18 protein-coding genes and 1 riboswitch are annotated in these 21,855 nt (G+C 46.1%); all 18 genes read left to right on the top strand.

Going from position 1 to position 21,855, the window contains the following annotated elements:
* The first annotated feature begins 124 nt into the window (after nucleotides 1–124).
* On the top strand, nucleotides 125–1,933 hold the full coding sequence (locus tag BUA14_RS19880) for an FAD-dependent oxidoreductase (protein ID WP_072774186.1): 1,809 nt from the start codon (nucleotides 125–127) through the stop codon (nucleotides 1,931–1,933).
* Nucleotides 1,934–1,982: 49 nt separating this feature from the next.
* Nucleotides 1,983–2,951 (top strand): hypothetical protein, encoded by a 969-nt coding sequence (locus BUA14_RS19875; RefSeq protein ID WP_242954699.1) that lies wholly within the window; start codon nucleotides 1,983–1,985, stop codon nucleotides 2,949–2,951.
* A 189-nt stretch (nucleotides 2,952–3,140) separates the two neighbouring features.
* Nucleotides 3,141–3,452 (top strand): hypothetical protein, encoded by a 312-nt coding sequence (locus tag BUA14_RS19870; RefSeq protein WP_072774185.1) that lies wholly within the window; start codon nucleotides 3,141–3,143, stop codon nucleotides 3,450–3,452.
* A gap of 329 nt (nucleotides 3,453–3,781) precedes the next feature.
* Nucleotides 3,782–5,872: a sigma-54 interaction domain-containing protein gene (locus BUA14_RS19865; protein WP_072774184.1), complete on the top strand. Its 2,091-nt coding sequence runs from the start codon at nucleotides 3,782–3,784 to the stop codon at nucleotides 5,870–5,872.
* A 704-nt stretch (nucleotides 5,873–6,576) separates the two neighbouring features.
* The gene (locus tag BUA14_RS19850) at nucleotides 6,577–8,907 is read left to right on the top strand and encodes a molybdopterin-dependent oxidoreductase (protein ID WP_072774182.1); all 2,331 of its coding nucleotides are present in this window, start codon (nucleotides 6,577–6,579) and stop codon (nucleotides 8,905–8,907) included.
* The gene (locus BUA14_RS19845; protein ID WP_005816664.1) at nucleotides 8,894–9,238 is read left to right on the top strand and encodes a 4Fe-4S dicluster domain-containing protein; all 345 of its coding nucleotides are present in this window, start codon (nucleotides 8,894–8,896) and stop codon (nucleotides 9,236–9,238) included. The genes BUA14_RS19850 and BUA14_RS19845 overlap by 14 nt, the downstream gene beginning before the upstream one ends.
* A 34-nt stretch (nucleotides 9,239–9,272) precedes the next feature.
* On the top strand, nucleotides 9,273–9,410 hold the full coding sequence (locus BUA14_RS28065) for a hypothetical protein (RefSeq protein ID WP_005816662.1): 138 nt from the start codon (nucleotides 9,273–9,275) through the stop codon (nucleotides 9,408–9,410).
* 143 nt (nucleotides 9,411–9,553) lie between these two features.
* Nucleotides 9,554–11,131, top strand: coding sequence for an L-lactate permease (locus tag BUA14_RS19840; RefSeq protein ID WP_072774181.1), 1,578 nt, complete (start codon nucleotides 9,554–9,556; stop codon nucleotides 11,129–11,131).
* Nucleotides 11,132–11,505: 374 nt separating this feature from the next.
* On the top strand, nucleotides 11,506–12,642 hold the full coding sequence (rimI, locus tag BUA14_RS19830; protein WP_072774179.1) for a ribosomal protein S18-alanine N-acetyltransferase: 1,137 nt from the start codon (nucleotides 11,506–11,508) through the stop codon (nucleotides 12,640–12,642).
* A gap of 66 nt (nucleotides 12,643–12,708) precedes the next feature.
* Entirely contained in the window at nucleotides 12,709–13,995 is a 1,287-nt protein-coding gene (locus tag BUA14_RS19825; protein WP_242954698.1) for an MFS transporter, read from the top strand.
* A gap of 304 nt (nucleotides 13,996–14,299) precedes the next feature.
* Nucleotides 14,300–15,328, top strand: a complete 1,029-nt coding sequence (locus tag BUA14_RS19820; protein WP_072774177.1) for a 3-deoxy-7-phosphoheptulonate synthase — start codon at nucleotides 14,300–14,302, stop codon at nucleotides 15,326–15,328.
* 67 nt (nucleotides 15,329–15,395) lie between these two features.
* Nucleotides 15,396–15,508, top strand: a riboswitch (TPP riboswitch).
* 90 nt (nucleotides 15,509–15,598) lie between these two features.
* On the top strand, nucleotides 15,599–16,897 hold the full coding sequence (gene thiC, locus BUA14_RS19815) for a phosphomethylpyrimidine synthase ThiC (protein WP_072774280.1): 1,299 nt from the start codon (nucleotides 15,599–15,601) through the stop codon (nucleotides 16,895–16,897).
* A gap of 120 nt (nucleotides 16,898–17,017) precedes the next feature.
* Entirely contained in the window at nucleotides 17,018–17,821 is an 804-nt protein-coding gene (thiM, locus tag BUA14_RS19810; protein ID WP_072774176.1) for a hydroxyethylthiazole kinase, read from the top strand.
* Nucleotides 17,812–18,435 carry a thiamine phosphate synthase gene (gene thiE / locus BUA14_RS19805; protein WP_072774175.1) on the top strand — a complete coding sequence of 208 codons (624 nt, stop codon included), beginning with the start codon at nucleotides 17,812–17,814 and terminating at the stop codon, nucleotides 18,433–18,435. Before thiM ends, thiE begins: the two co-directional genes overlap by 10 nt.
* Nucleotides 18,423–19,088: an MtnX-like HAD-IB family phosphatase gene (locus BUA14_RS19800; RefSeq protein WP_072774174.1), complete on the top strand. Its 666-nt coding sequence runs from the start codon at nucleotides 18,423–18,425 to the stop codon at nucleotides 19,086–19,088. Before thiE ends, BUA14_RS19800 begins: the two co-directional genes overlap by 13 nt.
* The gene (thiD, locus tag BUA14_RS19795) at nucleotides 19,085–19,873 is read left to right on the top strand and encodes a bifunctional hydroxymethylpyrimidine kinase/phosphomethylpyrimidine kinase (RefSeq protein WP_072774173.1); all 789 of its coding nucleotides are present in this window, start codon (nucleotides 19,085–19,087) and stop codon (nucleotides 19,871–19,873) included. The genes BUA14_RS19800 and thiD overlap by 4 nt, the downstream gene beginning before the upstream one ends.
* 408 nt (nucleotides 19,874–20,281) lie before the next feature.
* Nucleotides 20,282–20,533 carry a M23 family metallopeptidase gene (locus BUA14_RS29000; protein WP_072774171.1) on the top strand — a complete coding sequence of 84 codons (252 nt, stop codon included), beginning with the start codon at nucleotides 20,282–20,284 and terminating at the stop codon, nucleotides 20,531–20,533.
* 120 nt (nucleotides 20,534–20,653) lie between these two features.
* Nucleotides 20,654–21,550, top strand: coding sequence for a MerR family transcriptional regulator (locus BUA14_RS19780; protein WP_072774170.1), 897 nt, complete (start codon nucleotides 20,654–20,656; stop codon nucleotides 21,548–21,550).
* The last annotated feature ends 305 nt before the right edge of the window (nucleotides 21,551–21,855 follow it).

Raw genomic sequence — 21,855 nt, 5'->3', positions numbered from 1 at the left:
AGTGGGCATAGTGGGAGTGCTGCTGATTCGCCTTCTTTGGCGATGACTTGACGATGAATGGGGGTGGTAGCTGGAGGTCAAGGATGTTGCAACGGGTACCTAAAAAGATAAGGGAGGCTTAAGAATGTCTAAAGAAAAGAAAGAAGAACTGAAAAGGGCAAGACTTTCTCGTCGGGATTTCTTAAAGAATGCAGGTATTATGACCGCCGGTACGGCTGTTGGTGCCGGCTTCCTGCTCTCAGGCTGCAGCCAAAGCACACCAGGGGGAGCTGAAGTAAAGCCCCAAGCTGCTGAGGCCAAGCCCTGGCTGCCGGAAAAGTGGGATAAGGAAACGGATGTTGTCGTTGTCGGTACCGGTTGCGGTTTAGCCGCTGCTATTGAAGCCAAAAATGCGGGGGCAGATGTGATCATCCTTGAAAAAAATGATTGGGTGGGCGGCCTGTATAAAACTGCCGGGGGACATGCCATTCTAGGCGGTACCCGGATTCAAAAGGAAGCGGGAATGCAGGATACCCTGGACGACTGGTTTGCAGATGAAATGAAAGCCAGCGGCTACCGGGGCGTCCCGGAACTGATTCGCACTTATGTGGAAAGAGGGCCGGAACTTATCGAATGGATGGAATCTATGGGCTTTAAATGGTACCCCACCGTAGGGAATTCCAGCCCGGAAGTGCATCGGGTAGGCCGCTCCCACTATCCGGCAGCCAATCCGGATGTTTACGATGCTAAACCTAAAAGCCCCATGAGTTTTGGTTTGGCCTGGACCACAGTCTGGGAGAAAAAGCTGCAGGAGATGGGAGTGCCGATTCTTCTCAAACACCGGATGAAGAAGGTTTATCGTGAACCCGGCGGCCCGGTTTTAGGCGTGTCTGTGGAAACGACCGAGGGAACGATTAATATTAAAGCCCGTAAAGGGGTTATCCTTTGCACAGGAACCTGGACCGACAACTACCGCATGGCTCAAGCCTGGGATCCGCGGGTTGTGGGGCCGGATTGCTTTGGCGACGGCGGTACCCCGGCCGACGGCACATTGTTTGTGGACAGTGCCGGGGACGGTCATCTGGCTGCTGCAGAAGTAGGAGCCGGTTTCAGCGATATGTCCTTTACTTCCTACATTTATCTCTTCTACGGCTCCCGGTCCTATTGGGGGTGGGAACCGCCCGACTTTAAAACAGCAGCCTATTATGCTGATGGCAAAGGAATTCCGCGCACTGACGCATTTTTTGAGCGGGTCATTCTGGTAAAAAATGATGGTGCCCGTTATATCGACGAAATGGAAGGGACCAGAAAGGCTGATCCGGCCAAAGGGGAAGCCGGCAGTTTGAATGAAAATCCGGAATGGCCCTACACAGCCAAATACCTGAGCCTGCCCCACCCTCGCAATGTTTGGGCAATTGCTGATTCCGAGACTGCGGAAGCTTTGAAGTGGCCGATCGAGAGCTTGAAGAACCCCAACCCCAAGAAGGGCCTTATGTTTGATCCGGCCTGCATCGCCATAGCCGACAGTATCCCTGAACTGGCGGAAAAGATGGGAATTCCTGCAGCAGAATTGGAAAAAACCATCAACCGTTACAATGGTTTCGTGGATGCCGGCAAGGATGAAGACTTTGGCAAAACTGCCCTGTTTAAAATTGCCAAACCGCCTTTCTACGGTCTGAAAGCATCGTTGATCCGTCATACCCAACGCAATGGCGTCCGGGTTAATCCCAAATCCCAGGTCATTGAACAGGCTGATCAACTTGCCGGATACAGTAGCAAGGCCATTGACGGAAGCATTACCATTGACCAGGAAAAAGTCATTCCTCATCTCTATGCTGCAGGGGAGTTGGGCAATGTTATGGGGTGGAGACGTCCCCATGGTTCTTTGGGGAACTATGCCACCGTTGCCCGCATCGCCGGGGAGAATGCCGCTAAAGAAAGCTCTTGGGAGTAACAGCAGACGAGTTTTTTAAAGACTGTCACAATATTCTGGAGTGTGAGCGATGGCAGATGAGATGATGATTGCTGCGCAAGAAGTTTTTAGTGAGGCTGTGATGGTTCATCAGGTAATTCTTGATCTTGTTGAAGCTCCCCCTGCAGAAATAAGCCCAGGAATTTTTATAACTATCAAGGTGAGAGCTACTTGTCCTGAGCGATGCAATTTTAAAGGAGATACGATCCAAATCATCGATCATAAAGGACAGGTGGTCAAGGAAGCTGCCCTGATCATACCTATGGGCTCGGCTTTTGCAACGGATCCGCTTGTTATTAAAGCACCGGCTTTGCCAGGCACCTATGTCTGGAAAGCCCACTATCCGGAGCAGGAAAAAGAGGGCATTGCCCATCTGGAGAGATCGCTGCCGATTCCCTTCATTGTAAAGCCTCTTCATGTTACCAGCATGGCCGTATGGGATGTGACATCACCGGCAGTGGTTAATGACCATATAAAATTCAAGGTGGGAGTGAAGTGCTCAGCAGATTGCCGGCTTGCAGAACGGGAGATTGAGATTTTTAACCAGGAAAACCTTAAAATAGCTTCGGCAAAACTAGGGGATAAGCCCTTGCCAGACACGGAAGCTTTATATTGGACAGAAGTAGAAGTGCCTGCCCCCAGTCAGGAAGGCTTCTACACATGGCAGGTCAACTTTCCCGAGCCGAATATGGCGGCACAACATCTGGAAACTACAGGAACCTTTGGCTTCCGGGTGATGAATCCACCGGAGTGTACGGTCAATGTGGAGGTATTGGCTGACAAGGACAGGACCCCGATTCAGGGAGCCTCCATAATCCTTCAGCCCTATAGAAGTCAGACTGATGAATGGGGAAAAGCCCGCTTAGAGGTAACCAAAGGGGATTACCAGCTTTATGTCACCGGGCTCAGCGCCTATGCAAGCTATCAGAAGCAAATAAGTGTCAGTGAAGATTTATTGATTGAAGTGGAATTACAGGCTTCACCATTTAGCCATGACTGACCTGCCAATTCCCTTCTAAAGACCATCACCAGGCTTCAGATCTATCTGAGGTCTGGTTTTCATTTGCAATGCTTCAACCAATCTTAAAAAACACATAACATGTGTCTTACAAAGGATAAGTATAATGGAATAGAGCATTTTTTAGTTTCCGCCATGGTCAATATCATATGGGGAAGGTGTGTGAATCATATGCCAGAAGTTCTGAGTCGTTCAGGTTTTCAGGAAGACTGTGTAAGGGATCACCCCAATTACGGGTATTTTGTAGGAAAAAATCGGAGAAGTTTCTACAAGCTAAAGTCAGCGTTAAACGAGAGCGCCCTTAATCCGCTGATTATTAAGGATGCTGATCATGAAAATGCTTTCTTTGCCAAAGTTCTCAAAAGTGAAGCCGACCAGTTTGTGGAATTAACCAAACAATATGAATTTAAAAAGGCTAGGCTTAGCCCATCTGTATTAGACGCCATAAAGTGGGTTTTTGGTGATGGTTGGCTGACTGAATAGCTCTTAGATGAAACAATAACTATAATAAACCAGACCTTTCATTCATAGTTAAAGGTCTGGTTTATTTACTCTATAGGAGGGACATGCTTACCGGATCTCATCTCTTTTTAGAAAGCGCATTGGAGGAAAGCTGCTTTAATGTGGCAACAGCACCTATCCCAATAACATGCAATGCATTAGTAAGTTTTTTGTAAAAAGTCCAAAAATTATGTTAGAATTAAAAATAAACAATGAGCAGGATAGTATTCTTCGTCATTGAACTAGAGATAACTTTCACGATGGAGCCATGCATTTTGTAGAGTATCGAAAAAATTTAAGGAGGATAAGGAATGCCAGATACTAAAGAAAATTTGCATGATGCACATAATTTAATTCTAACAAACACAGGTTGGGAGCAACTACTGGAATGTAAAAAAATTTTTTTGCAAAACAATACCATTGCTCCCAAGGAGTACGCTGGTATTAGACTTGAAGTAGCAGAATCCTGGTTGCGCTCTCATGATTTAGGAGTCAATCCTTATAAAAGCAGTCTTGCCGAGCATTTGAATTCTAACGAAATAGCCAAGATCCTGGCTGAAAACAAAGACCTGATTGGAATTACCAAAGCCGTTTTTATCGATTTAAAAATAAAGGATATCATGACTTCCAATTATGCCCTTTATTTATTTGATAAGAATGGTGTCTTGCTGAGTCATGAAGGAGAAAAGATCAAGTTAATTTCTGAGGATCACCCGGAGAGCTCCATAGTAGGCCAGGTATGGTCGGAAGCAACCGTCGGTACCTGTGCTCATGTTTTAAGTATGCATCTAAAAAAGCCGGTATATATTGTCGGGCCCGAACACTACTGTACTGTCTTTCAAAATTCCTGTACATCTGCAGCACCGCTGACCAATGAAGATAACGAAATCATCGGCTACCTGGTTGTAAGCTACCATATTGATTTTCCCTTGTCCCACGACTCCTATTATTTAAGCACCTATCCCCTGGGTCTCATCACCGCTATGGCGGTAGCCGTAGAAAACAAGCTGCGTTTTACCAAGAGTTATCAATTGCTGAAAAGCGCTCATCATATGCAGGAAGTCATTTTATCCGTGATTGAGGAGGGAATAATTATTACGGATAACAGGGGGAAAATAATTACGATCAACAAAGAAGTCGTCAATATCTTCAATACTCCTGAAGAAGAGATCATCGGCAGGACTATCGATCGTTTTTTAGGCCCCCAGATTGGCGAGGCGGTTCGGAACAATGAAACCATTGATATTGAGGAAGCAAGTTGCAGCAATAATCATGATAAAAGTTATTTAGTACTTATACGTCCTCTTGATAAACATGGCAACTATCCCAACGGTGCGGTTTTGAGAGTTAATCCGATGGAAATGATCAATGCCCTTGTTACCAATAGAACAGGAGCCTTTGCTACCTATACCTTTGACAAAATCATTGGTAAAAGCAACGCCATCAAAGAAACGATTTCCTTGGGAAAACGCTTCTCCTTATCCAACGAGAATATCCTTCTGACCGGGGAGAGTGGGACAGGTAAAGAGCTTTTTGCTCAAGCCATCCATAATGCCCATCGTCCCCAAGGACCATTTATCGCCGTAAACTGTGCGGCAATGCCCCGAGAACTTATTGAGAGCGAACTGTTTGGTTATGAAGGAGGCAGCTTTACCGGCGCTGAACGCAGAGGCAGAGCGGGGAAAATAGAACTTGCTCATGGGGGCACCCTTTTTCTTGATGAGATAGGGGATATGCCCCTCGAAGTCCAGGCTATCCTCTTAAGAGTGCTCGAAGATAAAAAAGTGATGCGAATTGGAGGACACATTTATAAAAAGGTTGATTTCAGGCTGGTTGCAGCCACGAATAAGGATTTGGAGAGGATGAGCCATGAAAATTTATTCAGAAGTGATTTGTTTTTCCGGTTATCCATCCTTTCCATTCAGCTTCCACCTTTAAGAAAGCGGGATAATGACGTTGAGGTTTTGGCAAATTATTTTATCGCTAAATACTGTGCCAAGATCAAGCGTAAGGCTCCCCTCATCAGTGAAGAGGCTCTTGAGGTTCTAAAAAGTTATGGGTGGCCTGGAAATGTCAGACAGCTTGAAAATAGTGTCATTTATGCAGTGAATTTAGCTCAAGGGGATTTAATCCAATGCAGGCATTTGCCCGAATCATTATATGCCGCTTCTCATCCAACAGCAGACAATTATAGGGAGCCTATCGATATGACCGGCAATTACACTCTCGAAAACATCTATAAAATTGATGTTATGGAGAAAATACTTATTGAAAATGCCCTCTATAAAACCAGAAACAATATTACCAAAGCTGCTGAACTATTAGGAATGGCTAAGTCAACACTGTATCGCAAAGCAAAAGAGCTTAATATAAATATGGGAACCTTCAAGAATTCTGATTAACTGAATAGTGATCTCAACATAAGGGCTTCTCCTGAACAGCTGAGTGCAGGGAGAAGCCCTTTTTGCACTTTCAGAAAGTATAACTTAGTTGCATACTTTCTTCCAGCATAAGTGCAACCAACGGCGTCGCCTTTCTGAAGGCATGTTTAAAAGGAGCGGCGAAGCCGGGTTTTCTTTACCGTTTATAGAGTTTTTTGTATTGGCCCTTTTCTTTCTCGAAAGCAAACGGTGTTTCTTAAAATCAGTCGGTTTGCAATTCCTTAAGGATGAGGTGGTTTGCTTGAAATAGCCCAACCAAGGCCTTTGCGAACCTGGCACGAAAAATGCAATATATCACAATGTACAAATATCAAAACCAAATCTTAAGAGCAAAGGAGGAATCAGAACATGTGTTTCCGACCCCCAACCTTTACTAAGTTGATGACCAAATGCCCCCAGTGCAATGTCTTTAATCCACCAACCAATAAAACATGTAAGAAGTGTGGGGCAGAGCTGCCTGAACCTGAGCCGGAAGAGAGCGCTGCAGGTCCTGCTGGGCCACAAAGAGCGCCGCATAGAGCTCCTCAAAAGCCTGAAAAGCCTGAAAAACCTGACTCCAATAAAGAATAATATCTCAAACATTCACTACAAGGAGGTGGTTCTATAGAGCCGTTTTTATCTTATTACACATCTCTATTTAAAAATTAAGGAGGGAAAAACAGTTCATGATTAACAAGTATAGCAAGGATCTTTACAAAGAGGATTGGCGCTGGCAAGAAGGGGAATATGAAGTCACCCGTACCTCAGTTTGGACAGGACCCGGTTGTCACAATGGCTGCGGTGTTCTCTGCTACACCAAAGACGGTAAATTGGCAAAAATCGAAGGTGATCCCAATTTCAGCTATAACCAAGGCAGACTATGCCTGCGCTGTATTAACATGGTGGAACAAATCTATAACAACGATCGCCTGAAATGGCCGCTCATGAGAGTGGGGAAAAAAGGCGAGAATAAATGGAAACGGGTTTCCTGGGATGAAGCTTACGACTGGATTGAAGCAAAGCATAAAGAAATCTCACAGAAAACAGGTCCTCAAGGCATCGTATCTTTAGTCGGAACCGGCCGCAATTGTATGTGGCAGCCGGCGATGATTACCCGCGCCGTATTTGGCAGCCCTAACCTTTCCTTTGGCTTCCTCAGCGCCGACTCCTGCTACCAGCCCCGCATGACAGCCAACTTGATTAAGCAGGGAGACTGCTGGGTTCTCGATGCTTCTCAGTTTCATCCCTTGCGTTATGACAACCCTGAATGGAAAGTACCGGAAGTCGTTGTCGTCTGGGGAAATGAGCCCTTAGCCTCCAATGGGGATGGCTTTGTCGGGCACTGGCTGGTTGATCTAATGAAACTGGGCACCAAACTGATTGTGATTGACCCCGCCTTGACTTGGTTGGCAGCTAAAGCCGATCTATGGTTGAAAATCCGGCCCGGTACCGATTGTGCCTTGGCTCTGGGTTTCCTCAATGTCATCATCAGCGAAGACCTTTATGATCATGATTTTGTGGAGCAGTGGACTTACGGTTTTGATGAACTAGTCGAGCGGGTTCAGGAATATTCTGTGGAAAAAGCAGCGGAAATTACCTGGATTCCCAAAGAGCAAATCATCGCAGCCGCTCGTATGTATGCTAAAGCCAAACCCGCAGGAGTTCAATGGGGTCTGGCCATCGACATGCAAATCGCCGGTATGGAAGCCTCTGCCGCCATTTCGGATATGGTCGCAATTACAGGAAATTTGGATGTTCCCGGCGGTAATATTCTCCTTCGCTATGCTTATAACAGTTCGAAAAAATATGGCTGCGGCCTTGAATGCATTTCTGAAGAAATGCTGCAAAAACGGATTGGAACTTATGAATCTGCCATCCACGAATCCGGATATACACCGTTTATTCCGCCTGATAAACTTCTGGAGACCATGGAATCCGGCAAGCCTTACCCTGTTCAAATGCTATGGGTTCACGGCAGCAATCCTATCGCCAATATGGCCGGTGAAGCGCCCAGAGTTTATGCGGCCTGGAAGAAGGTGCCTTATACGGTTGTGGTCGATTACTACATGACACCTACTGCAGTAGCCTTTGCCGACTTGGTCCTGCCAGCAGCCATGAGCGTGGAACGCGATAGCTACCGATCCTGGTGGCAGCCTTTAAGAACCATTACCAAAGCAGCCGAACCCTATTTTGAGAGCAAAGCCGATGAACAGATCGTGCTGGATCTGGGCAAGAGGATCAATCCTGAATACTTTAACAAATACGAAAACGTTCGTGATCTCCTCACCGATATGCTCTACGATGATGGCAACGGTGTAGACTATGACTTTGAAGCATTGACCCATAAAGTCTATGACTGGTGGGATTGGAACCATACCTACAAGAAATATGAAAAAGGCCTGTTGCGCCAGGATGGGCAGCCGGGCTTTGTTACTGCAACAGGTTTATATGAAGTTTCTTCGCCTTTGTTTGATGTTTGGGGGTTTGACCCGCTGCCCCACCATATGGAGCCCTATGAAGGGCCTTACTCCACTCCTGAGCTCATGAAGGAGTATCCTTTCATTCTGACCACAGGACACCGGCAGATTGGGCTGTTCCACTCTGAACACCGCCAGCTCCCCACGATGCGGGAAGTTCATCCCCAGCCTGAGATGGACATTAATCCGGAAACAGCGCAAAAACTCGGTCTCCAGGAAGGTGATTGGGCCTGGATCGAAAATAAACGGGGTAAATGCAAACAGCAGGTTAAATTTAATTATGGGCTGGATCCCAAAGTGGTCAGAGCGCGTCATGGCTGGTGGTTCCCCGAAAAGGAAGGTGCGGAGCCGATCCTGTTTGGAGTATTTGACAGTAACTCGAACAACTTAACCACCATGGGAGTCCATGGTCCGACCCATTATGGCGCTCCTTATAAATCCACGATCTGCAAGGTTTATAAGGTTGAACCCGAGAATGATCAAGTAACGCCCACTGAAATTGTGACAAGGTTAGGGGGGTTTGGCTATGTCAAAAGATAATGCTCAATACGGGATTCTCATCGATTATGAATATTGTACCAATTGTCATACCTGTGAGGTAGCCTGCAAAAAGGAATTAGGGTTACCTGTAGGACAATTTGGCATCAAAGTATTGGAAGACGGACCCCGGGAAAATGTTTACGGCAAATGGTCCTGGACCTATTTGCCTCTACCCACAGAGTTATGCAATCTCTGTGAAGATAGGGTGAAGGAAGGCAGGTTGCCGACTTGTGTCCATCATTGCCAGTCAGGAATCATGTACTACGGGACCCTTGAAGAACTATCCAAAAAGCTGGTTGAAAAACCAAACATGGTTTTATTTTCAAGGTAAAGTATAGCTTACACAAAAAGGAGGTCTTTTTTCAATGAGTCGTCAGGAAAAAGGTGGTTTCAGACCGCCGCCGACCGAGAAATTGATCTGGAAATGCAGTCAATGTGAAACCTTCAACTCTACCAAAGAACCAGCATGTAAAAAGTGCGGAGCAGAAAAACCTAAAAAGTAAACCGCAATAGGTTAGGGTCAGGTCCCTGTGGTTCATGGGGATCTTGATCCTCCCCGTTGATTATTGCCAATAGCTCACTGTGACTGAAGAAGTTCTGACTTTCACAAAAGAGTGAATTCAATGGTGAAAAGAGAGGAAAACAAATGGGCATGGGTTTTCTAAGTATCATGACCTTACTTCCCATCATCGTCATTTTTCTTCTGATTGCCTGGAGAAATACGCCTGTTCATATTGCTTCACTGATCGGCTGGGCTCTGTGCGTTATGATTGCTATTGCCTTCTTCTCAACTTCTCTGGCGGTCAGTATCAGGGCCAGCCTGGCAGGCGTCGTCCAATCATTTCCGGTCACGATCGTGTGTGCCGCTACTTTACTGCAAATTTGCTTTATGGAGGAGACTGGTGCGCTAAGGAGAATTTGTACTTTCTTAAAGACGGTAGCGATTACCAATAAGGCTTCACAAATCATGATCATCAATCTTGGCGCCGGAACCACCTTGGTTTCTGCCGGTGCAACACCGGTGGCGGTTTTACCTCCCGTATTAAAAGGCTTAGGGTATTCCAACTTTATGGCCATTGCTCTCCCGGCCCTTGGTTTTGATGCCCTTTGCACTTACTCCATGCTTGGTGCCCCGCTTGTCGCTTTTTCCGATATAACAGGAGTCTCCCTGATTGAAGCGTCGCAAATATTTGCTCTCTATCTGCCGATTATCTCCACCTTAATCGCCTTTGCCATGCTGTATTTGGTGGGGGGAACTGAGCTGATGGGGGCAGGATTCTTCCCGGCGCTGGCAGGCGGTTTGATCGCCGGTTTAACAGCGGTCGCCATAGCATATGTTCCTGCCCTTCATCCAGGCATCGTCTTAACCGGGGTGATTGCCGGAGTCCTGGTGATCCTGGTTGAATGCCTGTATCTCAAGGTAAAGGGCTATAAAATTCTTGATCGCAGTGTTCTTAACGATGAGGATTTACAGGTCGAGAAAGAAAGAAGTTTATGGGCTGCCTTTTCGCCTTGGCTCCTGACGATTAGCCTTTTATTTTTTGTTAATTTCTATCAGCCTGTTCATGATTTCTTAACCCTCCGCTTAGGAATGCCGGTTCAGATCATTCCAGGTCAGAAGATTTACCTCCGGGTATTTTGGAACGCTTATTTTTGGGTTTTGGTCGGCACAATCGTTTCCGCCATCTGGTTGAAGCCGACAGGCACCCAAATTAAGCGAAGCCTGATCAAGTTTGGCAGGAGAGCACCTAAACCTCTGATCTCCCTGACTGTTTTCTTTGCCCTTGGCTTATTGATGAACAACACCGGGTTACAGCCTGTTGGAGAGGTTTGGCAGGTTACGGATGCCATGCATAATATGGTTTCTGTTCTGGCCCTCGAGTCGGCAAGGATCTTCGACTGGGTTTATCCATTAATTGTCGCACCCCTTGGTCTTTTTGGCGGGTTTGTTACCTCCAGCGAAGCTGCTGCCCTGGGGATGTTTGCCAAATACAACTTTATTGCTGCTAAGGAACTCTTCCTGAATCCTTTAGTGGTGGCAGCCGCCACTGGGATCGGAGCTGGGCTGGCCAGCGTAATTTCTCCCGGAAAACTTCAAAATGCCGCTGCCGTCATTGATGCAGTAGGGGAAGAGCAAGCCGTGATCAGAAAGGTTTTCCCAATCTGTCTAGGCATGATCATTGTTGCCTCCCTATTGTGTTTTGTGTTCAGTAAATTTATATAGAATACACGCCCTTGACTTCAATGCTTTGGTTTTTAGCCAGGAAAGTGGGAGAGAAATGCTTTTAACATGTTGGATCTGCAATCCCTATTGCGGACGGTGCAAACCTCCTATGCCCAAGCCGGTTAAATGCACCCATTGTGGTAAACACACTATTCCCGATTCAATCGACCCTAAGTGTAAAAAGTGTGGGGCCCGGTTGACCGGACCGGAAATTACAGTCATCAGATGTTCATACAGCGGCTTATTATGTGCCAATCCTTGTGGTAAAAGTAAGAGCGCTCCTGACACTGGAGAATTTGCAGCCTGTTATAGAAATACTCCTCCGCCTGCAAAGCCCTTAAACCCCATGGAGTAATAGTAGTAAGGAGTAACCGATGAAATATTGCGCAATGATGAAGACCGCTCAAATACTGACGATTGCCTTGGGCGAGAATGGAAAACTGTTGGGAGAAACACAAATTTCTCTTCACCAGGCTCCCTCGGTGGACTTTAAAATGCTCTTGGCAGGATTGCTGCATGGATTGGGTTCACAGCTGACGGATATGGACTTTGCAGGTATTGTGAAAGCCGCTTATTCATCAGAAGTAGGGGAATCAGAAGTGTGTGAAAAGCTGCATCTTCTGGCCGCTGAATTGAAAATCCCTTTGATCAGTGTTTTGTCTTTGGATATGTTAGGGTGGGCGGCTCAGGATTGTGAAAAGGGGCTGGCGGTCATCCAAAATCCAGCTCAATCTCTGTGGTTTAAAGTCAGCTATCAATGGGATTCCTGCCGGCAAATTCCGGTGTGTTTGGAGGAGCCCCATATTCTGACCACTGAAGAGTTAAGGAAAGAAGTGGAGTTGGAAGACAACCGAATTTTGGTTAGTGGGGATTCCCTGCCTGCTGCAGAGTATTTAAAAAATAAGGAGAGGAGTCTTCCGGAGTATTATCAATGGCATTACGGACTATACAGCGTTCAAGCAGTTTGGCATCAATGGCTGGAGTCAGGTCCCGATGAAGAATTTTTTCGACTATATAAAATGCAGGAAAAAAACAAGGTAAGAAAATTAGCTGCCCATGGTCCTTTAATCATTAAATTGATGTGTGAAGAGGATCTCAAAGATGTGATGAAAATCGAACTAAGATCCTTTCCCTCGCCATGGTCGCCCTTAGCCTTTGTCACAGAACTTAGGCATAACGAAGATGCTTACTACTTTTGCCTGTATTCCTATGACATACTTCTGGGTTATCTGGGTGTATGGCTGATTTTTGATGAAGGATATATAACAAGATTAGCCATACATCCTGACTTCCGGGCCAAAGGGCATGGCTCATATCTTATCAGGCAAGTGCTGGAGTGGATGAAACCCCGTGGGGTGATACGCTTAAATTTGGAAATCCGCACCTCAAATACAATTGCCTGCAGCTTCTATAAGAAGATAGGGTTCTTGCCTGGAGATACCAAGCAAAATTATTACACCGATCCGCCTGAAGATGCTATGGTAATGACTTTGGAGCTTAATTGTCCGTAGTGAAGGTCACTATCCGTACCGTTTAGAAAGTGAGGGAATTTAATGGACAATTCCAAGAGAAGTTCTATGCTTCACAAATTGAAAATTTTACAATGGCCCATGTATGTCATTTGCGTTTTATGCTATATGCTTACCTTGTTCCATCGGATTACGCCGGCTATTATGGGACCCGATTTAATGGCAGACCTATCCTTGGGTGCGGTTGCCTTCGGCTTCATGGGTATGGCCTTTACCTGGATCTATGCCTTTGCGCAAGCGCCGGTAGGCACTATGCTGGATAGTTTAGGCGCCCGCCGGGGACTGACGGCAATTCTTATCATAGCGGCCATTGGCTCACTGGTCTTCAGCCTTGCTGAAAATTTTACAGTATTAATTATCGGTAGAATCCTTCTGGCCGTGGCCGTATCTGGTTTTTTGATCGGTGGGGCAAAAATAATCTCTGCTTGGTTTACGACCCGCCAATATCCAATGCTTTGGGGAATATTTATGGGACTGGGTTCTTTGGGCAGCGTCCTGGGCACAGCGCCGCTACGCACATTAATGAGTTTTACGGGCTGGAGAACAGCTTTATTCGGCATAGCAGTTTTTTCCTTGATATTGGCAGTGGTAACGTATATCTTATTGAGAGATCAGCCGGCGGAAAGAGGGTTGCTTACACCGGATGAACTCCATGGGGAAACTGCAGTGGTTGCCGCCATAAGTGAAGAATCCGGGCAAGAAAAGGTTCCCTTTACTGCCGTACTCAAAATGCCTGTCTTATGGTTAATCGGTTTACTATCTCTCGGTGTGAACTCCAGTTCCCAGACTTTCGGCTCCATGTGGGAAGGCATCTATCTGACCGACGCCCTGACATTATCCAAGGAGATCAGTGGGGATATTCTGTCCTGGTATGCATGGGGGCTCTTTGCAGGATGTATCCTAAGCGGTGCAGTGGTCAGAAAGATTGGCTCCAAGAAAACCATGGTATTGGGTTGTATTTTGTTTTTGTTTAACTGGCTATGGATTGCTTTGCAACCGGCAACCATAAGCATTACAGAGTTAAGCTTTTTTAATTTCTTAATGGGGTCATTGCAGATGCTGGTTATCTCCACCACATTTATTTATATTCGTGAAGTCATGCCCACATCCCGTTTAGGGACTGCGATGGGAATCGTGAACAGCTTTGCCTGGATTTTTGGAGCAGGACTTTTTCAACAGATTTGGGGAATTATCATCAATGCCGTTTCTGATGGGATAAAACCATATCCCGTATATGCATTTCAAGTAACCCTTTGGCTTCAGGTGATCATGATCTGTTTAGGCGTCATTTGTTCCATTGTTCTTTACCGGAAAGATTTTGGAGGAAAAGAATAAATATAGGGATGAAGAATTCATGTAGTGTAGGACCGGCTTTTAATTGTCAGCCAAGGAGATTTATATTGATTCAATTAAGTCAGGATAAAGGGACTGCAGAAAGCAGCGATCTGGCGGGTGATGTTATGCCCGTCAGATTTTTATGACTGCTCAACCTTTTGTCGGTTGCTTAAAAAGTTATAACAATAAACCCAAAAGAATTGTTATATATAAGTGGATTTTTTCTTGCGATTTTTATAGGGTAGATTTATACTTGTAACTATATCAGTTTGCCATATATGGAGAAGAGTAGAGGTGTTGATCTATGAGTATGAATTTTATCAAGAAATTACCGCCGGCGGAAGAAATTATTGCCCATTTGCCTTTAAGCAAAGAAGTGGCTGAGCTCCGGGACAAACGGGTGGACGAGATGAAGAAGATCCTGACCAATGAAGATCAACGGTTCTTATTGATTGTCGGTCCTTGCTCCGCCGATCATGAAGATCCCGTTTGTGAGTATATTGAACGATTGGCCAAAGTCCAGGAAAAGGTCAAGGATACCCTCCTCATCGTGCCCCGGATCTATACCAACAAACCCCGGACCACAGGGGAAGGGTATAAAGGGATGGTTCATCAGCCGGACCCGGAAAAGGCCCCGGATATGTGCGAGGGGATTAAAGCCATTCGCCGCCTGCATATCCGCGCCATATCGGAATTTGGGATGCCGGCTGCTGACGAGATGCTCTATCCCGAGAACTACAGCTATCTTGCCGATGTCCTGGGCTATGTGGCCATCGGTGCCCGTTCCGTGGAAAACCAGCAGCATCGTCTCACCGTCAGCGGTATTGAACTTCCGGTGGGCATGAAAAACCCCACCAGCGGCGATATGACCGTGATGTTTAATTCATTGATTGCAGCACACAGCAATCATTCTTTCATCTACAATGGCTGGGAAGTTGAAACCACTGGGAACCCTTATGCTCACGCCGTGTTAAGAGGGGCTGTGAATGCCAATGGTGAAAATATCCCCAATTATCATTTTGAAGACCTGATTCGGACCGCTCGGGAATATGAAAGACTGGAATTGGTTAATCCGGCCATTATCGTGGATGTGAATCATGCCAACTCCATGAAGTGCTTTTATGAGCAGCCCCGTATTTCCGGCGAGGTGCTGTACAGCCGTAGGTATGATTCCCTGCTGAAGAAGATGATCAAAGGGCTGATGATCGAGAGCTATCTGGAGGAAGGAAGGCAGGGCATCGGGGAAAACATCTATGGAAAATCCATTACGGATGCTTGCTTAGGCTGGGAGAGCACGGAGAAGTTGATTTACTCTATAGCTGAAAATGTCTAAAATCAGCCGGTTCTCTTTTAATTCCGTATAACATGTGATATACTTTAGGTGCCAATAATTGTAACTGCATAATCACTAGGGGGGCCGAATAAGGTCGGCTGAGATAAAGGACCCAAGAATCCTTTGACCCTTAACCTGATCTGGGTAATGCCAGCGTAGGGAAGGTGGATAATAACGATATGTTTATTAGAATACAGACCTACCCGGTCTGTATTTTTTATATCCGCCTTTTTTTATATCTTTATTTATATTAAGGAAGGTGTGGTTTCATTGACTCAACTGCAAGAAGCAAGAAAAGGAATCATTACTCCAGAAATGGTCCAAGCAGCTGAATTCGAGGGAATTACCGGGGAGGAACTGAGGCAGAAAATCGCCATAGGGGAAGCGGTTTTACCCTGCAACATCAACCATCAGGGACTTCGTCCCATGGCAGTCGGCAAGGGTCTGTCTACGAAAGTGAACGCCAACATCGGAACCTCCGATGCCTATCCGGAGCTAGCCCCTGAGCTGAGCAAACTGGAGATTGCTGTGGCGGCCGGTGTCCATTCCATCATGGATTTAAGTACAGGCGGAGATATTGATGAGATCAGAAGCAGGATTATCCAGGATAGTCCGGTCATGGTGGGAACGGTGCCTTTATACCAGGTCATGGTGGATACTCACAAGGCCGGCCGGGGCTTAGTGGAAATGACGGATGATGAAATATTTGCCGGGATCGAAAAACACTGCCGGGACGGAGCTGATTTTATCACGGTTCACTGTGGCGTAACCTTAGAGGTCATTCAGGAACTCCGGGAACAGGGACGGGTGATGGATATCGTCTCCCGGGGAGGGTCCTTTATTACCGCCTGGATGCTGCATCATCAGCGACAAAACCCCCTTTTCGAGCAGTACGACCGCCTGTTAAACATCGCTTTGCACTATGATGTTACTCTGAGTCTGGGAGATGGCCTCCGGCCAGGTTGCTTAGCCGATGCCACAGACGGCCCCCAAATTAAAGAACTGATCACTCTGGGAAGCTTGGTCAAACGGGCTCAGGAAGCAGGGGTGCAGGTTATGGTCGAAGGCCCCGGACATGTTCCTCTCCATCAGATTGAAACGAATATGCAGTTGGCAAAAACCCTCTGTCATAATGCTCCTTTCTATGTCTTAGGCCCTTTGGTCACCGATGTGGCTCCGGGATATGATCATATTACATCAGCGATTGGCGGAGCTATCGCAGCTTCCAGCGGTGCGGACTTCCTCTGCTATGTCACCCCTGCGGAGCATCTTGGTTTGCCTACGGAGGAGGATGTCAAAGAAGGGGTGATCGCTGCCCGCATCGCAGCTCATGCAGCCGATCTGGTTAAAGGCATTAAAGGAGCCTGGGAATGGGATCTGGAAATGGCCAAAGCCCGCAAAGCCTTGGATTGGCCAAAACAAATCGAGCTGTCCATTGATCCGGAAAAAGCGGGGCGAATGCGAAAAGCCAAAAATGAAGACAGCCAGGAGCGCTGCACCATGTGCGGAAAATTCTGCGCCTATCAATTAATCAGCGACTATATGGGGACACCTTTTAAAGGCTGCTAAAAAACGCTGATCTTACTTAGGTAAGACAAAAAGCTCTCAAACTTAGGAAATCAATTTAACGGGAATTAATTTTACGGGAATTAAATGATAAAATTTTAAAGGAAAAGAAGGGATAGGATCATGAAAGAAAAATTAACAGAAGCTCTTCAAGCCCTCAAACAAAAAACCCCCCTGGTCCATGCCATTACCAATGTGGTTACGGTCAACGACTGCGCCAATAGTTTGCTGGCGGTGGGAGCATCACCGGCTATGTGCGAAGCAGCGGATGAAGTATTCGAGTTTAGTCAGCTTGCCGGATCCCTATACCTTAACTTAGGAACCTTAACCAAAGAACAGGAAATGGCGGTTTATCTGGCTATCCGGGGAGCAACGTTAAAAGGGATTCCGGTTATCCTTGATCCGGTGGCCTGTGGAGCCATTCCCCGTAAAAAAGCAACGATCGAAAGGCTGCGTCATTTTGGCCGCTTTACGGTAATCAAAGGGAATTTGGGTGAGATCAAGGCTTTGGCCGGATTGGCAGCCAGAGTCAGAGGGGTGGATTCCCTGGATGAAGGGAATGATGGCCTGGAAGCTTGTCAAAGTCTGGCCAGAGCTTATGGCTGCGTCGTGGCGGCCACAGGGAAAGTGGATATCGTTGCCGATGGACAAAGAGCCTGCTTAATCGAAAATGGGACAGAGATGCTGACCCGGATCACGGGGGCCGGCTGCATGGCCGGGGCCTTGGTGGCCGGTTTCTGCGGAGCTTATGAAGACGCGTTCGGAGCAACGGTTGCCGCTTTGCTGACCATGTCTCTGGCGGGAGAATTAGCTCAGGAGACATCCGGCGGGGAATTGCCGGGAACATTCCGGGCTCACCTCATCGACCAGATCAGCCTGGTGGATGATGCACTGATCGAGAAAAGGGGGCGGGTGCAATGGCTGTAGATTATAGCCTTTACCTGGTCACGGATCGAATTCTGGTCGGATCGAAAGATTTTTTATTATCCATAAAAAAAGCTCTGGAGGGTGGAGTGACGTTGCTCCAATTGCGGGAGAAAGAGACGAATTCCCGGGAGTTTTATGAAATTGGGGTAAAAATAAAAGAGCTGACGGCGGAATTCAGAGTACCTCTGATCATCAATGATCGGGTGGACCTGGCCTTGGCCCTGGATGCCGACGGGGTGCATGTGGGCCAACAGGATCTGCCCCTCGTCAAAGTCCGGAATATACTCGGCCCTGATAAAATCCTTGGTTATTCTGTTTCCAGTCTGGAAGAAGCGCTTCAGGGGGAGAGGATGGGAGCGGATTATCTGGGAGCCGGTCCGGTATTTCCTACGGGGAGCAAAAAGGATGCTTCAGAAGCCATCGGCTTAGCAAAGCTTAAGGAAATCAAAGCCGGCGTTAGTCTTCCCGTTGTTGGCATCGGTGGCATCGGAGCAACAAACCTCAGTGCGGTGAAAGAGACGGGGATTGACGGAGTTTCGGTGATATCAGCCATTCTAAGCCAAGAAGATCCTTGCGCTGCCGCCAAGGGGTTGATCGATTTATGGCGGAATTGAACACTATTTTCTTCGTGGATTTTGACGGAACCATTGTCACTCAGGATATGTGTGCTCTCCTGGTAGAAACCTTGGCTGGGGAAGGATGGCGGGAGCTCAATGAAGGCTGGGAAAGAAAAGAGCTTTCCACCCTGGAGTGCGCCCGCCGGACCTTTAAACTGTTTAACAGCAATGACCCGGAAGTTTTTCGCCAGCTTATCGATCAGGCAGTGTTTGACCCCAGATTTTCAGATTTTGCCGCTTTTTGTGAACGAAGAGGATTTTCCCTCATTATTCTCAGCGATGGATATGATTTCTATATTGAGTACCTCTTGCAAAGAGAGGGATTGAGCCTGCCTTACTATGCCAACAAATTGCTGTTTGCTCCCCAACTTGATGTAGAAACCCCCTACAGCTCTGGCGAATGTGAGCTATGTGGGGTCTGCAAACTGCAGCTGATGGAAAAGCTGCTTAAACCCGGTTATAGATCCGTCTATATCGGAGATGGGACTTCCGATTTCTGCCCGGCGGAAAGGGCGGATAAGGTCTTTGCCAAAAGCAGGCTTTATCAGCATTGCCAGGAGGTGGGCAAAGAAGCACAGCTGTTTGAATCGTTTCAGGATATTCTCCAGACAGTTAAAGATTGGGGAAGGGAAGAAGAGGAAGGGACTTGAAAAATCTTTTAACCATTGCCGGCTCCGACTCCAGCGGTGGAGCGGGAATCCAAGCAGACTTGAAGACTTTTTCCGCTTTGGGGGTCTATGGAATGAGCGTCATAACCGCGGTGACCGCTCAAAATACCCTGGGAGTGGATGAAGTCGCCGAGATAGATCGGGATATGGTCAAAGCTCAAATCGACGCGGTTTTTAAGGATATCCCAGTCCATGGGGTAAAAATAGGCATGGTTTCCAACCCGGAGATCATCAAACAAATCGCCTTATCTCTGAAAGAATGGAAGGCGCCCAATATTGTCGTCGATCCGGTAATGATCTCTAAGAGCGGTTACTCTCTTCTAAAGCCGGAGGCTGTGGAAACCCTGAAGCGGGAACTGCTCCCCATGGCCCGGGTCATTACGCCCAACCTGCCGGAAGCCTGCTGCCTGCTGGGCATAGAGGCCCTCGACGAAGAAGGAATGGAGTTTGCGGCTCAGGAGCTCCACCGGTTGGGTCCGGAGAGTGTGCTCATTAAAGGAGGACATTTAAAAGGTGCTGCCAACGATCTCCTTTTTGACGGTGATGATTTTTCTTGGTTTAAGGCACCCCATTTAAACCAAAAGCATACCCATGGCACCGGATGTACCCTTTCATCAGCTATTGCGGCTCATTTAGCCTTGGACTATGATTTGCAAACATCGGTTCAAAAATCAAAAGATTATCTTTTTGGAGCTATCGAACATGCCTTTCCCTTGGGTCATGGTGTTGGACCCGTCCATCATTTTTATCGAATGGTTGCGCGGTAAACTGGTAAGATTATATGGGTTTCTTTTTGGTATAGCGGACTTCCATACTAAACTTGCTCCAAATTCGGAATCGATTACGATTTTATATACGCCCTGCTTCTTTGGGGATTGTGCTTCAAGTGTTTCACGCCACAAGCCGGGTGGAGCAATCGAATCTTCAAGATCTGGATATTTGCTGCATATATAAGAGGACGCAGGGTCGAGTCCCGCTAGCTCCATCAAAAACAAAAGGCAAAAAAGATTTATTGTTTACAAAGCCAGTAAATCCAAGCCTTTCGAGGGCTTCCACGATGAAAAGTGGAAGTTCTTTTTTCGTAGATTTATTGGGGTATAGCTTCACTCTGATAGGACTCAAACCTACAAGGAAAAACATTCAGGAGTAGCGCCGCTGTTCAGGTCGGACAGCAGGTGCGGCGTGGTGATACAATCGCCCGCTGCGGTAATTCAGGCAACACAAGTGAGCCGCATCTCCATTTTCAAGTACAGAACACAAAGAATTTTTATTCTTCCATAGGATTGCCGATACGGTTTACATCGATAAGAAAATCTCCAATACCGAATTGCGAACGATCAGACCCATGTCAGGCACCAAATTATGAGGATATTGATAATTGTTATATTGCCCGCGGATTAGCGGTGGAGAATAAAACCAAATCATAAAACAGAAAGTATCGTTTTATTGCACTCACAAACAAATATCAGAAAACACTTGACTACCCCCTTGGGGGCTGGCTTAAGATAATTTTGAGAGCAATTAGAATTGTGTTAGGAGGAAAGATTATGCAGATTAAAGAAGTTTGTGAGAAGTGCAAGCTAACCAAAAAAGCAATAGAATATTACGAATCTAAAAACCTGATACATCCGCAGATACTCGAAAACGGATACAGGGATTACAGCGATGCTGATATAGCTGTACTGAAAGAGATCTCCGTGCTTAGAAAATGTGGCGTCAGCATTGCCGATATTGCAGAGATACTAACCAGCTCAAATAAACCCGCGGCTTTAGCCAAGTGCAAATATATCACGGAATTACGTATGCAGCGTTTGAATGATATACAAAAGTGTATGGATAGCCTGATTGCTAATTACGATATAAATCGTGAATTTGACTATCTGCAAACGCTTGATGAGTACTTATACACCATAAAAGAAAAATTGGTTTTTGCTTTCCCCGGAAACTATGGCCTTTATGTATCTATGCATCTTGGCAGATTCTTGAATGGAACAATTGACACGGATGAAAAAAAATATGCCTATGATGCTATTGTACAGTATCTTGATCGTGTGGATCTGTATTTGCCTGCGGAACTTTCTGAATTTCTGGAGGTGCTTTTCAATGCCAGTGAAAAGATAGATGCGGCAAAGATTGAGGAAGAAACAAACGGAAAAATGCATGAAATGCTTGCTGATACAGACGGTTACTTAGAACGCAATCGGGAAGAAATTGAACAGTATATTGAATTTAAAAGTTCTGATGAGTATCAAAATTCCGAAGCAGGCAAATTTCAAAGGTATATGTTGAATTTTCAAAAAGAAAGTGGCTATCAGGAAGTTTTAATAGCTAACATGAAAATACTCAGTCCCGCTTATGCCGAGTACCTTAAAAAAGTTGAAGCCGCAAATGACATTATGCTAAAAAAGTTTCCAAAAGCAAAGGATATGTATGAATTAAACTAATATAAGGTTTATGATTGTTTTTTAGGGCAATCATAAATGCGGATGTTCTTTTGGTCCAAAGCAGTAGTCATATCATTGGAATACCTGCGAAGAATCTGATTTATTTTGATAACTTGGCGCTCGCTCTGGTGAAAGATAAGAAATCTTTTTTCCACCATCTTTACAAAAAAGACATAGCTTTTCACCAAGGAATTGCTATGTCTTTTCTTTAACGATATTATGGAGTCAAAGTTTATTTATCATGTAGATAAACCGGAAATTTTCGGTAGGTTTTGTCCTTTAGACTATTTATGTAAATTGGAAGG

Origin of the sequence: Desulfitobacterium chlororespirans DSM 11544, from assembly GCF_900143285.1 — a bacterium.
GTDB classification, from domain to species: domain Bacteria; phylum Bacillota; class Desulfitobacteriia; order Desulfitobacteriales; family Desulfitobacteriaceae; genus Desulfitobacterium; species Desulfitobacterium chlororespirans.
This window is presented reverse-complemented; position numbering and strand designations above follow the sequence as displayed.